The following is a 14,042-nucleotide window of genomic DNA, read 5'->3' as shown; positions in this document are numbered from 1 at the left end:
CGCGCAGTGTAACAGTGCCGCGCACCCCGGTGTCCGAAGCCTGACGGCAAGGGCAGGGTGGCGCGGGCATTGACGAGCGCATCAGGCTTCTCAGCTACTGGTTTTCTGCCCCAGTACGTCTTCAACCGCGGGCACGCGAGTGTCCGACTCCATCTGCGCATCGTGCTCCAGTTGATGGCTGAAGCGCTCGAGCGAGCCGGTGTTGGGCTTGGCATCGCTGGCGAACACCGGCGGGCTGAGCATGTAGGCCGTGAGAATCCGGCTGAGCGCACTCAGGCTGTCGATGTGGGTACGTTCATAGCCATGCGTGGCATCGCAGCCAAACGCCAACAGTGCCGTACGAATGTCATGGCCAGCGGTAACGGCGGAATGGGCGTCGCTGAAGTAGTAGCGAAACAAGTCGCGCCGCACGGGCAATTCGTTTTCATCGGCCAGGCGCAACAGGTGCCGCGACAGGTGATAGTCGTAGGGACCACCGGAGTCCATCATCGCCACGCTGACGGCATGCTCGCTCGACTGTTGGCCCGGGGCGACCGGCGCGATGTCGATGCCGACGAACTCGCTGACGTCCCAAGGCAACGCAGCTGCCGCACCGGAGCCGGTTTCCTCGGTGATGGTGAACAGCGGGTGACAGTCGATCAGGGGCTCGTAGTCGCTTTCGACGATCGCCTTGAGCGATGCCAGCAGCGCCGCAACACCCGCCTTGTCATCCAGATGGCGGGCGCTGATGTGGCCGCTGTCAGTGAACTCGGGCAATGGATCGAACGCCACGTAGTCGCCGATATTAACGCCCAGCGACTCGCAATCGGCGCGGGTCGCGCAATAGGCATCCAGACGCAGTTCGACGTGATCCCAGCTCACCGGCATCTGGTCGATGGCGGTATTGAAGGCATGCCCGGAGGCCATCAGTGGCAGCACGCTGCCGCGGATCACTCCGTTGTCGGTGAATACACTGACCCGGCTGCCCTCGGCGAAACGGCTCGACCAGCAGCCCACCGGGGCCAGCGAGAGGCGCCCATTGTCCTGCACGGCGCGCACGCTGGCGCCGATGGTGTCCAGGTGGGCGGACACGGCGCGGTCCGGCGAATTCTGCTTGCCTTTGAGCGTGGCGCGAATGGTGCCGCGGCGGGTCATTTCGAACGGAATGCCCAGTTCTTCGAGACGCTCGGCCACATAGCGCACGATGGTATCGGTGAACCCGGTAGGGCTGGGAATGGCAAGCATCTCCAGCAGTACTTTCTGCAGATACTGGATATCCGGTTCGGGAATTTTGGAAGTCATGGAAACTCCTGAGGTGGATAGAGGTGACGGCGAGGGTGTCACGGGCCCGGTAAAACAGGGGCGAGGTGCCTGCGCAGTTGACCCGGCAGGCACCATGCATGGCCGCTACATCGGGCGGCTATGGGGAAACAGCAGATCGACGAAGCGCTCTGCCGTGGGTTGCGGTTCGTGGTTGGCCAGTCCTACCCGCTCGTTGGCTTCGATGAACACGTACTCCGGCTGGTCGGCAGCCGGCACCAGCAGGTCCAGACCCACCACCGGGATGTCCAGTGCGCGGGCTGCGCGCACCGCTGCGTCGACCAGCACCGGATGGAGAATCTGCGTCACGTCTTCCAGGTGCCCACCGGTGTGAAGGTTGGCGGCCTTGCGTACCGTCAACTCCTGGCCGCTGGGCAGGATGCTGTCCATGTCGAAACCGGCAGCCTGTACGGTACGCAGGGTTTCCTGGTCCATCGGGATGCGGCTTTCGCCCCCGGTGGCGGCCTGGCGACGGCGACTCTGCACCTCGATCAGGGTGCCAATGTTGGTGTGCCCGTCACCGATGATCTGCGCGGGACGGCGAATGGCCGCTGCGACCACTTCGTAGCCGATGACCACGATGCGCAGGTCGACGCCCTCATGGAAACTTTCCAGCAGAACTCGGCTGTCGAACTGACGCGCGTGCTCGATGGCCTCCTGCACCTCCTCCAGCGTACTCAGGTCAACGGCCACGCCGTTGCCCTGTTCACCGTCCAGCGGCTTGACCACCACGCGACCGTGTTCATCGAGAAAATCCTGGTTGTCGTCGGCGCTGCCCGCGAGCTGCTGCGACGGCAGGCTCAGGTCAGCCGCCCGCAGCACCTTGTGGGTCAGGCTCTTGTCCTGGCACAGGGTCATGCTCACCGAGCTGGTCAGGTCGCACAACGACTCGCGGCAGCGGATCCGCCGACCCCCATGGATCAGGGTAAACAGGCCGGCTTCGGCGTCGTCTACCTGCACGTCGATGCCACGACGGAACGCTTCGTCGACGATGATCCGCGCATAGGGGTTGAGATCGGCCTGAGGGCCGGGGCCCAGGAACAACTTCTGGTTGATGCCGTTCTTGCGCTTGATGGCGAAGGTGGGCAGGTTGCGAAAGCCCAGCTTGGCGTAGAGATTCTTCGCCAGACGGTTGTCGTGCATGACCGACAGGTCCAGGTAGGCCAGACCACGGCTCATGAAGTGCTCGACCAGATGCCGAACCAGCACTTCGCCCACGCCCGGACGCGTGCAGCGCGGATCGACCGCCAGGCACCACAGGCTGCTGCCTTTTTCCGGATCGCGGAAGGCCTTGGCATGGTTGAGCCCCATGACGCTGCCGATCACATGGCCGGTGTCTTCGTCTTCGGCCAGCCAGTACACCGGACCGCCCTGGTGGCGGGGTGTCAGCAGGCTTTGATCGATAGGCAGCATCTTGCGCTTGAGGTACAGCTGGTTGATGGCCTGCCAGTCGCCTTCGGTTTGCGCCCGGCGAATGCGGAACCCACGGAAGACGCGCTGTGCCGGCCGATAATCACTGAACCACAGACGCAGCGTGTCGGACGGATCGAGAAACAGCTGCTGCGGCGCTTGGGCCAACACCTGCTGGGGCGCGGCCACGTACAGAGCAATGTCGCGCTCGCCCTGCTGCTCGTTGAGCAGTTCGGCCGCCAGTGCTTCGGGGTCCGGATACGTATGGCCGACGAGCAGCCGTCCCCAACCGCAGTGCAGCGGGCGCTGTTGCAGATCGTCGCTGTTGCCGTCTTCGGCGAAGCGCGCCTGCAGCCGCTCGTACGACGGCGACTGGCCGCGCATCAGGCGCTGATTGAAGGCCGTGGCGTGAGCTTTCATCGATCAGAGTCCTTGTTCGCTGAGCCACAGATTCAACGCCGCCAACTGCCACAGCTTGGAGCCGCGCAGTGGGGTGAGCTGACCTTGCGGGTCGGTCAGCAGGCGGTCGAGCATGTTCGGGTTGAACAAGCCGCGGTCCTGGCTGGGGTCCAGCAGCAGGTCCCTGACCCAGTTCAGCGTATCGCCTTCCAGATGCTTCAGGCCGGGCACTGGGAAATAACCTTTCTTGCGGTCGATGACCTCACTGGGAATCACCAGCCGCGCCGCTTCCTTGAGCACTTGCTTGCCACCGTCAGGCAGCTTGAACTTGCCGGGGATGCGCGCCGACAGCTCGACCAGGCGGTAATCCAGGAACGGCGTACGCGCTTCCAGGCCCCAGGCCATGGTCATGTTGTCGACCCGCTTGACCGGGTCGTCGACCAGCATCACCGTGCTGTCCAAACGCAACGCCTTGTCCACCGCCGCATCGGCACCGGGCATGGCGAAATGTTCGCGCACGAAATCGCCGGCTGCATCGTTCGCCGTCAGCCACTTGGGCGCGACGGTTGCAGCGTAGTCATCGTAGCTGCGGTCGAAGAAAGCATCGCGGTAGGCCTGGTACGGATCGCTGGCGCCGTCCACTTGCGGATACCAGTGGTAGCCGGCGAACAGTTCGTCGGCGCCTTGGCCGCTCTGCACCACCTTGCAATGCTTGGCGACTTCGCGTGACAACAGGTAGAAGGCGATGCAGTCGTGGCTCACCATCGGTTCGCTCATCGCGCGGAACGCGGCGGGCAGTTGCTCGATGATTTCGCGTTCTTCGATGCGCAGTTGGTGGTGCTGAGTACCGTAGTGCTTGGCGATCAGGTCCGAATACTGGAACTCGTCGCCGCGCTCGCCACCGGCGTCCTGGAAACCGATGGAGAAGGTCGACAAATCCTTCACGCCCACTTCACGCAGCAGGCCCACCAGCATGCTCGAATCGACACCGCCCGAGAGCAGCACGCCGACGTCCACGGCGGCCCGCTGGCGAATGGCAACCGCTTCACGGGTACTGTCCAGCACGCGGTCGCGCCAATCTTCCAGAGTCAGATTGGCTTCATCGGCATGAGGCCCGTAGGGCAGGGTCCACCACGTCTGCTGTTCGGTCTTGCCGTTGGCGTCGATGCGCATCCAGGTCGCTGGTGGCAGCTTTTCGATGCCCGCGATCAATGTGCGCGGCGCAGGCACCACAGCGTGGAAGTTCAGGTAGTGGTTCAACGCCACCGGGTCGAGGATCGGGCTGATGTCGCCGCCCTTGAGCAACGCCGGCAGGGCCGAGGCAAAACGCAAGCGCTTGTCGGTGCGCGACAGGTACAAGGGCTTCACGCCCAGACGGTCACGGGCGATGAACAGGCGCTGGGTGTCACGCTCCCAAATGGCAAAGGCGAACATGCCATTGAGCTTGGGCAGCAGCTTTTCACCCCAGGCGTGGTAGCCCTTGAGCAATACTTCGGTGTCGCCACCGGAATGAAAGCCATAGCCCAGCGCTTCCAGTTCGGCGCGCAGTTCGGGGAAGTTGTAGATGGCGCCGTTGAAGGCCAGGCTCAAGCCGAGATGGGCATCGGTCATCGGCTGCGCGGAGCCGTCCGACAAATCCATGATCTTCAGCCGACGATGGCCCAGGGCAATCGGCCCCTGCGCCTGAAAGCCCCAGGCATCCGGGCCGCGTGGGGCCAGGTCGTGGGTGATGCGTTCCACGGCCGCAAGGTCCGCAGGTTGAAAATCGAAGCGCAACTCACCAGCTAATCCGCACATAAGTCCTTACCGGTTTTTCCGTTGGGGAACGGCCGATGGAAGTTCGGCCAGGTATGAAACTGACCGAGGCAGGTAGCGAGAGTTTTAGATCGATCGGTTATAAGGGATCCATTTGCTGGGTAGGCATTTGCGGGTAGAACCCGCTCCCACAGGGTGTGTTGCCTGAGGGTTATTTGAGATTGCCGCTGAGAAACTGCCGCAGGCGTTCGCTTTTCGGGCTGCCCAGCACCTGTGCAGGCGAGCCTTCTTCCTCGACCAGGCCCTGATGCAGGAACAGCACCTGGCTGGAGACTTCACGGGCGAAGCTCATTTCATGGGTGACCATGATCATGGTACGACCTTCCTCGGCAAGGCCCTTGATCACCTTCAACACTTCGCCCACCAACTCCGGGTCCAGTGCCGAGGTCGGCTCGTCGAACAGCATGACCTCCGGCTCCATGGCCAGGGCGCGGGCAATGGCAACGCGCTGCTGCTGGCCACCGGACAGGAAGGCCGGATACTGGCTGGCCACGCGCTCCGGCAGGCCGACCTTGTCCAGGTAGCGCAACGCCCGTTCCCGCGCTTCGTCCTTGTCGACGCCCAACACCCGGCGCGGGGCCATGGTGATGTTGTCGAGCACGGTCATGTGGCTCCACAGGTTGAAGTGCTGGAACACCATGGCCAGACGCGTGCGCAAGCGCTGCAGTTCTTCGGCATCGGCGACGCGCATGCCGCCGCTGTCGGTGGTCATGCGAATGGCCTTGCCATCCAGGCTCATGGCACCGTCGTCAGGCTGTTCGAGGAAGTTGATGCAGCGCAGGAAGGTGCTCTTGCCCGAGCCACTGGCGCCGATCAGGCTGATCACGTCACCCGTGCTGGCCTTGAGCGAAACACCCTTGAGCACCTTGTTGTCGCCATAGCTTTTGTGCAGGCCATCGATGGTCAGTTTGTACATGCGCAACAGGTCCTCAGGGTTGAAGTAGATAGCCGCTGCGGCAGGCCTGGGTGCCGGCGACATGGGCGACCAGCATGCCCGCAGTGGCCATGCGACGCAGCGAGCGGGCGTACATCAGCCCCGGCTGGCGGTTGCGCACAGGGGTGACCGTATTGCTCAGCGGATCGATGATTTCGGCGATCAACTGCCCGGCTTCCAGGTACTGGCCGGGCACCGCAGTGAACACCAACAGTCCACCCACCGGCGCGGTCACCGGTTCCACGCCGGCCAGCGGCGTGGCGGCGGCGAGCAGGGCAGGCAACGGTGCCGGCGTGCGGTCGATGGCCCCGGTGCTGGCCAGGTAGTCGAGAATGGCCTGACAGTCGCCGCTGGCCATGGGGTGGTTGACGTCACCCTGGCCGCGCAACTCGACGGTCACCGAAAAGCTGCCCATGGCGATCGGGAAACGCTCGGCAAAGCGCTGCTGAAGTTGCCACCAGAACAGACTGAAGCATTCGTCGAACGACTGCCCGCCCGAGTCAGTGGCCAGCAGGCTGGCCTGAGCGCCCAGGTAGCGTGCCAATGGCTCTACCAGCGGCCAGGCTTCGGGTGTGGTGTACAAATGCTGCACGGCCTCGAAATCGCAGTGCAGGTCCAGCACCATGTCGGCATCGCATGCCAGGCGCTGCAGAGTCAGGCGCTGTGATTGCAGGGCTGTGGTCGGCTGCAACTGGTTCAGCGCCTGGCTCAGGTGCGTGCGGATCAACGCCGTATTGCGTGCCTCATCATCACCCAGCAGCGGCTCGACGGCGCAGCCGACCTGATCGGCCAGGTCGACGAAGCGCCGGTTGAAGTTCTCGCCGGTTTCCAGCTCGTAGCGGCCCAGTGGCGTGTCCATGACGATCTGATCGAGCCCGGCGGGGTTGGCGATCGGTACGATGACCACCTGCCGGCGCAGCAGTCCTGCGTCCTCCAGTTCGGCCAGGCGCTGGCGCAGGTGCCAGGCGACCAGCATCCCCGGCAACTCGTCGGCGTGCAGCGAGGCCTGGATATAGACTTTGCCGGCACCCGTCGGGCCGTAGCTGAAGCTGTGGATCTGGCGCGCGGTACCGGGCAGGCGAGCCAGCAATTCATGAATGTCGTGTTGCATGTTCAGGTCCTAGTGCGTCGGGCCGAGAAAGGCCAGCCAGCGGCGTTCGGCCAGGCGAAACAGTCCGACCAGGGCAAAGGTGATGGTCAGGTAGATCAGCGCGGCGATGCCGAAGGATTGGAAGGTCAGGAAGGTCGCCGAGTTGGCGTCCCGTGCGACCTTGAGGATGTCCGGGATGGTGGCAGTGAACGCCACCGTGGTCGAGTGCAGCATGAGGATCACTTCGTTGCTGTAGTAGGGCAGCGAACGGCGCAGGGCCGACGGCATGATCACGTAGGCATACAGCTTCCAGCCGCTCAGGCCATAGGCCTTGGCCGCCTCGACCTCGCCGTGGTTCATGCTGCGGATCGCCCCGGCGAAGATCTCCGTGGTGTAGGCGCAGGTGTTCAGGGCGAAGGCCAGGATCGTGCAGTTCATCGCGTCGCGGAAGAAGTCGTTGAGCAGGGGCTGCCCCCGCACGGCTTCCAGGCTGTAGATGCCGGTGTAGCAGATCAGCAACTGGATATAGAGCGGCGTTCCGCGGAACAGGTAGGTGTAGAACTGCACCGGCCAGCGCACCCAGCGCCGGCTCGAGACGCGAGCGATCGACAGCGGTACCGAAACCACGAAGCCGATCACCAGCGCCGCACTGAGCAGCCACAGGGTCATGGCCAGGCCGGTAATGTTCTGCCCATCGGAATAGAGGAACGGCCGCCAGTATTCTTGAAGAAGTTCGATCATCGCAGCGCCTCCCGGGTGCCCGCGCTGTAGCGTCGTTCAAGCCAGCGCAGGGCCATGTTGGAAGCACTGGTGATCAGCAGATAGATGAGCGCGGCCAGCACCAGAAAATAGAACAGTTGATAGGTGCTTTTGCCCGCATCCTGGGCGGCCTTGACCAGATCGGCCAGGCCGATGATCGAGACCAGCGCCGTGGCCTTGAGCATGACCATCCAGTTGTTGCCGATGCCGGGCAGGGCGTAACGCATCATTTGCGGGAAGACCACGTAGCGGAAACGCTGCGAGCGCTTGAGGCCGTAGGCCGTGGCCGCTTCGAGCTGGCCGCGCGGCACGGCGAGCATGGCACCACGGAAGGTTTCGGTGAAATAGGCGCCGTAGATGAAGCCCAGGGTAATGACTCCGGCGGCGAAAGGATCGATTTCGATGTAGTCCCATTCCAGGGCTTCGGTCAGGCCGGTCAGCCAGGTCTGCAGACTGTAGAAAATCAGCAGCATCAGCACCAGGTCGGGCACGCCGCGGATCAGAGTGGTGTAGAGCTGGGCAGGCACGCGCAGCACTGCCGTACCGGACAGCTTGGCGCTGGCGCCGATCAGCCCCAGCACCACGCTGACCAGCAGCGACAGCAGGGACAGCTTGATGGTCATCCAGGTGCCTTCGAGCAGCAGCGGGCCAAAGCCCTTCAAACTGAACGCGGACAACCCGAGGTACTGCAAAAGGTCGTCGAACATGAATCTGGCCTGTGCCGGTCAAAAAAACGCCCATCCCCGAGCGGGAATGGGCGCTGTCACAGCGGTACTTACTTGCCGCTGTACAGGTTCAGCTCACCGAAGTGCTTCTTCTGGATTTCGGTGTAGGTGCCATCATCGTGTAACGCTTTGATACCTTTATCGATCAACGCCTTGAGTTCCTTGTTACCTTTGGCGATACCCACGGCGGTCTTGGACGGCAGCAGCTCGCTGTCGATCGGCTCGCTGACTTCATAGCCCGCGCCCTGCGGCGATTTCAGGAAGCCCAGTTCGGCTTGCAGCATGTCCTGGATCGAAGCGTCCAGACGACCCGAGATCAAGTCGGCGTAGACCTGGTCCTGGTTCTGGTAGGCCTGGGTCTTGATGCCTGCCTTGTCCAGCACGGCCTTGGCGTAGGCTTCTTGGATCGTGCCCTGTTCGTAGCCTACGGTCTTGCCCTTGAGCGAGGCCAAGTCAGTGCTCAGGCCTGCACCTTTCTTGAACACCAGCGAGGTCGGGCCGGAGAACAGCTCGTTGGAGAAGTCGATGACTTTCTCACGGGCAGGGGTCACGGTCATCGAGGAAATCACGCCGTCGAACTTCTTCGCCTTGAGGCCTGGAATCATGCCGTCGAAATCGCTTTCGACCCATTTGCAGGTGACCTTCAGCTCCTTGCAGATGGCATTGCCCAGATCGATGTCGAAGCCCACCAGGCTGCCATCGGCTGCCTTGGATTCGAACGGTGCGTAGGATGGATCGACCCCGAAACGCAACTCCTTGTATTCCTTGGCCATCGCGCTGCCGGCCGAGAACGCCAGGGCCAGAGCAGAAAGGGTCAGCAATGCTTTTTTCATCGTGCAGTCCTTAAAACCAGTTGAATGCGTTGGGTGAGGGCGATGTGCGTTACCGGCGAGTGCCAGACATCATTCTGATAGCAATTTCCGCACCATAGTCCCAGTGCAGACCGGCTTGAGTAAGGTTGTGTCGCGTCGCTGCAACTTTTCTGCGGGCTCGCACGCGTCGGCTCGCTCGAAGCGCGTGCCATTGGTACAGCAATGCCCCGAAATAATCCATGGCAAAAAAATGCACCGTGGCGGTGCATTCAATAGGTCAGGCCAGAAGGTCCTGCAGGGTCGCCAAACTGTCGGCTTCGGCTACCGGTTTGTCATGGCGCCAGCGCAACATGCGCGGGAAACGTACGGCGATGCCGCTCTTGTGACGCTTGGACAGGGCAATCCCTTCGAACCCCAGTTCGAACACCAGCGTCGGCGTCACGCTACGCACCGGGCCGAATTTCTCTACGGTAGTCTTGCGCACGATCGCGTCGACCTTGCGCATCTCCTCGTCGGTCAATCCGGAATAGGCCTTGGCGAACGGCACCAACGTGCGCTCGGACGCTTCCGGCGGACCATCCCACACGGCAAACGTGTAGTCGCTGTACAGGCTCGCCCGGCGCCCATGGCCGGCCTGGGCATAGATCAAAACCGCGTCGACGCTGAAGGGGTCCACCTTCCACTTCCACCAGGTGCCCATGTCCTTGGTCCGGCCCACGCCATAGAGCGAATCGCGCGCCTTGAGCATCATGCCTTCGACGCCCAGTGCCCGTGACGCCTCACGCTGTCGGCCCAGATCCAGCCAGTCTTCGCCGGTCAATACCGGCGAAGGACGCAGTACCGGATCGGCCGCCTGCGCAATGACCTGTTCCATCTGTGTGCGACGTTCGTGTTGCGGACGGCTGCGCCAGTCTTCCCCGTGCCATTCGAGCAGGTCATAGGCGAGCACCACCACGGGAATCTCTTCGAGAATCTTCTTGCTCAAGGTCTTGCGACCGATGCGCTGTTGCAGCAGAGCGAACGGCTGCACCGCCGGTGCATCCGCCGAGGTGCTCGATGCATCGTCCAGGCTGAAATCCTCGGGCGCCACATCTGCCGGTGGCGGAGTCTTCCAGACCACGATCTCGCCGTCGATCACGGTACCGTCAGGCAGGCTCGCGGTGAGGGAATGCAGCTCGGGAAAGCGATCCGACACCAGCTCCTCGCCTCGCGACCAGATCCACAGGCGTCCGTCCCGCTTGACCAGCTGCGCGCGGATCCCATCCCATTTCCACTCCACCTGCCAGTCACTGCTGGGACCCAGCAGGGTGTCGAACTGATCGACCGGTTGTTGCAGCGAATGGGCGAGAAAAAATGGGTACGGCTGGCCGCCACGCTGGGCATGTTCGTCCGAGGATTCCTCGGCGATCAGCTTGAGGTAGCTGTCGGCGACCGGACGGTGCGAAAGGTCGGTGTAGCCCACCAGGCGCTGGGCCACGCGTTTGCTGTCCCGACCGGCCATCTGCGCCAGCGCTCGGGTCACCAGCAGTTTCGAAACGCCCACGCGGAAGCTGCCGGTGATCAGCTTCAGGCACAGCATCAGGCTGGCACGATCAAGCTGAGCCCACAGCGGCGGCAAGCGCTGGTGCAATTCTTCAGGTGGCAGCCCGCGCAAGGGCAGCAGGGCATTCTCCAGCCACCAGGCCAGGCCTTCGTCACTGGTCTGTTCTGCTTCGGGCAGCAGCAGCGAAAACGTTTCGGCCAGATCCCCTACCGCCTGATAACTTTCTTCGAACAACCATTCAGGCACGTTCGCCAGCTTGATGGCCAACTCGCGCAAGACCTTGGTCGGCACCAGTTGCCGGGGTCGGCCGCCGGAGAGGAAATATACCGCCCAGGCCGCATCGGCCGGCTGGGCCTGACGAAAGTAGTCTTCCAGAAACTGACGCTTGGCATTGGTCGAAGTGGTTTCGTCGAGATTGGCATACAACTGTGCGAACGCTTTCAAGACGCGGCCTCCTGAGGTTCCTCTTCGTCACCGTATTCGGTGGTGAAGCCCTGGGCGTCCAGGCCGATGTCGCGCAGGTAGCGCACCAGCACTTCCACCGAGCCGTGAGTCACCATCACCCGCTCGGCCCCGGTCTGCTCGATGGCCCACAGCAGCCCTGGCCAGTCGGCGTGGTCGGACAGCACGAAGCCACGGTCCACGCCGCGGCGCCGACGGGTACCGCGCAGACGCATCCAGCCACTGGCGAAAGCATCGCTGTAGTCGCCGAAGCGGCGCATCCAGGTACTGCCACCCGCCGAGGGCGGCGCAATGATCAGGGCATTGCGCAACGCCGGGTCGGTTTTCTTGAAATCGCCGGCATACTGGGTTTCCGGGATGTAGACGCCGGCATCGCGGTAGACCCTATTGAGCGGCTCCACCGAACCATGGGCCAGGATCGGGCCGATGCTGGCATCGATACCGTGCAGCAAGCGCTGAGCCTTGCCGAACGCGTAGGCGAACAGAACGCTGGCTTTGCCTTGCTCGGCGTTGGCACGCCACCACTGGTTCACTTCCTCGAAAATCTCCGCCTGCGGCTGCCAGCGATAGATCGGCAGGCCGAACGTCGATTCGGTAATGAAGGTGTGACATTGCACCGGCTCGAAGGGCGCGCACGTACCGTCCGGCTCGACTTTATAGTCACCGGACGCGACCCACACCTCACCCTTGTATTCCAGGCGAACCTGGGCCGAGCCCAGTACGTGTCCAGCCGGATGAAAGCTCAGCGTCACGCCGTTGTGCTGCAGGACTTCCCCGTACTCGAGCAACTGCAGATTGATGTCCTGGCCAAGACGGGTACGCAGGATGCCTTCACCCGGCGCTGCCGCCAGATAGTGTTCATTGCCGGTGCGTGCATGGTCGCCGTGTCCATGGGTGATCACCGAACGCTCGACGGGCCGCCATGGGTCAATGTAGAAATCCCCGGCAGTGCAATACAAACCTTCGGGACGCGCGACGACTAGGTCCATGGCAGGTGGCCAGGTGATGGGTGTGTTGTTATGAGCGAGGAGGGCGGGGGAAAGTTCGGGTGCGAAGGCTTGAGGATAGATAGCTTGCATTGAGTCGGACGTAAGAAATGATCCTCGCTTCGTCGACGACGTGGTCGGCGCTCACGACTAAAACCGGTCGTCCCATCGCTGTGACTGATTTACAGTCGAAATGACGCAGACCGGCCCGGTTTCCAGCATTGCAAAATAACCCGGCAAACACGAAAATGAGAGTCATTATCACATAAGCCTTCCCAGGTTTGAGCCATGTCTTGCGTCGACCACCTGCATAAACAGACCGTACACACCCTGTACCTCGATCATCATCGCTGGTTATGTGGTTGGCTGCGCCAGCGCCTGGGCTGCGTCGATCACGCGGCTGACATGGCGCAGGACACCTTCATGCGGGTACTGACCCAGCGCAAGGCCCACGAACTGCGTGAGCCGCGTGCGTATTTAAGCACCATCGCACGTAGCCTGATGATTGATATGTTCCGGCGCCGCACGGTGGAGCAGGCGTATCTGGAAACCCTGGCATCCCGACCCGAAGCGTTGGATATTTCGCCGGAAACACGCCTTCTGATCATTGAAACGCTATTGGAAATCGACCGAATTCTGCACGGCCTCGGTGCTCGAACTCGACAGATTTTCCTGATGGCCCACCTGGATGGCTTGAGCTATGTGGAAATCGGACGGCAACTGCAGGTATCGGTCAACACCGTCAAGAAACACGCGGTGCGCGCTTTGATGCATTGTTTGTTAGCCACCGAGGATTAAAGCGTGGCACTGGAGACCGCGATCCTTGAAGCCGCCGCGCGCTGGTACGTCGATTTGCGATGTGATGACGCCGATAACGCCACTCGGGAAGCGCATCTGCGCTGGCTTGAGAGTGCGCCCGGCCATCGCCAGGCCTGGGAAAGGCTGATCCGATTACAGGAACGCTTTGATCAGATCGGCCCTGGAATGGCCGAGCCAACGCTCAAAAGTGCTCGAATCAAACGCCGCGAAGCGCTCAAGGTGCTGTCGCTATTGCTCGCGGCCGGAGGAGCTGGCACGTTGGCCTGGCGTAACACAGCCCTGCCGTCATTGATAGCAGATGAGCACACCATAACGGGTGAAAGCAAAAGCCTGTCCCTGGAGGATGGCAGTCAGGTACGCCTCAATACCGCCACCGCGGTGAACATCCACTTCGGCCCAAGCCTTCGCGAGCTGCAACTGCTCAATGGAGAAATCTTCGTGGAAACGGCGCGCGATTCTCTGGCGCGGCCTTTTGTGGTGCACACCCAAGAAGGCAGCATCCGCGCGCTGGGTACACGCTTTATCGTGCGCCGCCTGGACGCTCGAACCCAAGTCTGCGTGCTCGAACAGGCCGTGGAAGTGCGCAGCGCAATTCTCACGCCGACCGTGCGGGTGGAGGCGGGCCAGCAAATGTGGTTCAACCAGGACCAAATGGGCAACGTGCAGGCTGCTAGGCCCGACGCCGACGCCTGGACTCGCGGCATGCTGGTCGTCAACAACTGGCGGCTGGAAGATTTGATCCTCGAGCTCCAACGCTACCGTCCCGGGCATTTGGGCTGTCAGGCGCAGATCGCAGAGTTGCGCATCTCGGGGGCGTTTCAGTTGCGCAATATCGATACGATCCTGGAAAACCTTTCCTCGACCCTGCCCGTGCGTATTCGCCGATTCAGCCGTTATTGGACGCGCGTGGAGTCGGTCTGAACCAATACCACAAAATAAATAGCCGCTTGGGGTTGTCGATTCCAGTTTTCATTCGACTTGGTAGATAG

Annotated in this window: 12 protein-coding genes; 2 read left to right on the top strand and 10 right to left on the bottom strand. The window is 62.2% G+C overall.

Annotated features, from left to right (window positions below):
- Window positions 1–90: 90 nt before the first annotated feature.
- The 10 genes from ASF66_RS07585 to ASF66_RS07540 form a co-directional block, all read right to left on the bottom strand.
- Window positions 91–1,281 (bottom strand): osmoprotectant NAGGN system M42 family peptidase, encoded by a 1,191-nt coding sequence (locus tag ASF66_RS07585; RefSeq protein WP_056843330.1) that lies wholly within the window; start codon window positions 1,279–1,281, stop codon window positions 91–93.
- Window positions 1,282–1,386: 105 nt separating this feature from the next.
- Window positions 1,387–3,129, bottom strand: a complete 1,743-nt coding sequence (gene ngg, locus ASF66_RS07580) for an N-acetylglutaminylglutamine synthetase (protein ID WP_056843329.1) — start codon at window positions 3,127–3,129, stop codon at window positions 1,387–1,389.
- 3 nt (window positions 3,130–3,132) lie between these two features.
- Window positions 3,133–4,905: an N-acetylglutaminylglutamine amidotransferase gene (locus tag ASF66_RS07575; protein WP_056843328.1), complete on the bottom strand. Its 1,773-nt coding sequence runs from the start codon at window positions 4,903–4,905 to the stop codon at window positions 3,133–3,135.
- Between the two features lie 169 nt (window positions 4,906–5,074).
- Window positions 5,075–5,839: an ABC transporter ATP-binding protein gene (locus ASF66_RS07570; protein WP_049861474.1), complete on the bottom strand. Its 765-nt coding sequence runs from the start codon at window positions 5,837–5,839 to the stop codon at window positions 5,075–5,077.
- A gap of 13 nt (window positions 5,840–5,852) precedes the next feature.
- On the bottom strand, window positions 5,853–6,968 hold the full coding sequence (locus ASF66_RS07565; protein ID WP_056843327.1) for a succinylglutamate desuccinylase/aspartoacylase family protein: 1,116 nt from the start codon (window positions 6,966–6,968) through the stop codon (window positions 5,853–5,855).
- 9 nt (window positions 6,969–6,977) lie between these two features.
- Window positions 6,978–7,688: an ABC transporter permease gene (locus ASF66_RS07560; RefSeq protein ID WP_049861472.1), complete on the bottom strand. Its 711-nt coding sequence runs from the start codon at window positions 7,686–7,688 to the stop codon at window positions 6,978–6,980.
- Window positions 7,685–8,413: an ABC transporter permease gene (locus ASF66_RS07555; RefSeq protein WP_056843326.1), complete on the bottom strand. Its 729-nt coding sequence runs from the start codon at window positions 8,411–8,413 to the stop codon at window positions 7,685–7,687. Before ASF66_RS07555 ends, ASF66_RS07560 begins: the two co-directional genes overlap by 4 nt.
- A gap of 68 nt (window positions 8,414–8,481) precedes the next feature.
- A complete protein-coding gene (locus tag ASF66_RS07550; RefSeq protein ID WP_049861470.1) occupies window positions 8,482–9,264 on the bottom strand; it encodes a transporter substrate-binding domain-containing protein in 783 nt (260 codons plus the stop codon).
- Between the two features lie 256 nt (window positions 9,265–9,520).
- A complete protein-coding gene (locus ASF66_RS07545) occupies window positions 9,521–11,230 on the bottom strand; it encodes an ATP-dependent DNA ligase (RefSeq protein ID WP_056843325.1) in 1,710 nt (569 codons plus the stop codon).
- Window positions 11,227–12,237 carry a ligase-associated DNA damage response exonuclease gene (locus tag ASF66_RS07540; RefSeq protein ID WP_056843324.1) on the bottom strand — a complete coding sequence of 337 codons (1,011 nt, stop codon included), beginning with the start codon at window positions 12,235–12,237 and terminating at the stop codon, window positions 11,227–11,229. Before ASF66_RS07540 ends, ASF66_RS07545 begins: the two co-directional genes overlap by 4 nt.
- 285 nt (window positions 12,238–12,522) lie before the next feature.
- Between ASF66_RS07540 and ASF66_RS07535 the strand changes: the two genes are divergently transcribed.
- Both ASF66_RS07535 and ASF66_RS07530 read left to right on the top strand, forming a co-directional pair.
- Complete coding sequence (locus ASF66_RS07535) at window positions 12,523–13,032, top strand: sigma-70 family RNA polymerase sigma factor (RefSeq protein WP_056843323.1); 510 nt, start codon at window positions 12,523–12,525, stop codon at window positions 13,030–13,032.
- Window positions 13,033–13,035: 3 nt separating this feature from the next.
- Window positions 13,036–13,974 carry a FecR domain-containing protein gene (locus tag ASF66_RS07530; protein ID WP_056843322.1) on the top strand — a complete coding sequence of 313 codons (939 nt, stop codon included), beginning with the start codon at window positions 13,036–13,038 and terminating at the stop codon, window positions 13,972–13,974.
- Window positions 13,975–14,042 lie beyond the last annotated feature (68 nt).

Origin of the sequence: Pseudomonas sp. Leaf129 (assembly GCF_001423465.1) — a bacterium.
GTDB classification, from domain to species: Bacteria; Pseudomonadota; Gammaproteobacteria; order Pseudomonadales; family Pseudomonadaceae; genus Aquipseudomonas; species Aquipseudomonas coleopterorum.
This window is presented reverse-complemented; position numbering and strand designations above follow the sequence as displayed.

Bases quoted from the DNA above. Each gene is read 5' to 3' on its own strand.
- ASF66_RS07585 (WP_056843330.1), bottom strand. From the start codon at position 1,281: ATGACTTCCAAAATTCCCGAACCGGATATCCAGTATCTGCAGAAAGTA.
- ngg (WP_056843329.1), bottom strand. From the start codon at position 3,129: ATGAAAGCTCACGCCACGGCCTTCAATCAGCGCCTGATGCGCGGCCAG.
- ASF66_RS07575 (WP_056843328.1), bottom strand. From the start codon at position 4,905: ATGTGCGGATTAGCTGGTGAGTTGCGCTTCGATTTTCAACCTGCGGAC.
- ASF66_RS07570 (WP_049861474.1), bottom strand. From the start codon at position 5,839: ATGTACAAACTGACCATCGATGGCCTGCACAAAAGCTATGGCGACAAC.
- ASF66_RS07565 (WP_056843327.1), bottom strand. From the start codon at position 6,968: ATGCAACACGACATTCATGAATTGCTGGCTCGCCTGCCCGGTACCGCG.
- ASF66_RS07560 (WP_049861472.1), bottom strand. From the start codon at position 7,688: ATGATCGAACTTCTTCAAGAATACTGGCGGCCGTTCCTCTATTCCGAT.
- ASF66_RS07555 (WP_056843326.1), bottom strand. From the start codon at position 8,413: ATGTTCGACGACCTTTTGCAGTACCTCGGGTTGTCCGCGTTCAGTTTG.
- ASF66_RS07550 (WP_049861470.1), bottom strand. From the start codon at position 9,264: ATGAAAAAAGCATTGCTGACCCTTTCTGCTCTGGCCCTGGCGTTCTCG.
- ASF66_RS07540 (WP_056843324.1), bottom strand. From the start codon at position 12,237: ATGGACCTAGTCGTCGCGCGTCCCGAAGGTTTGTATTGCACTGCCGGG.
- ASF66_RS07535 (WP_056843323.1), top strand. From the start codon at position 12,523: ATGTCTTGCGTCGACCACCTGCATAAACAGACCGTACACACCCTGTAC.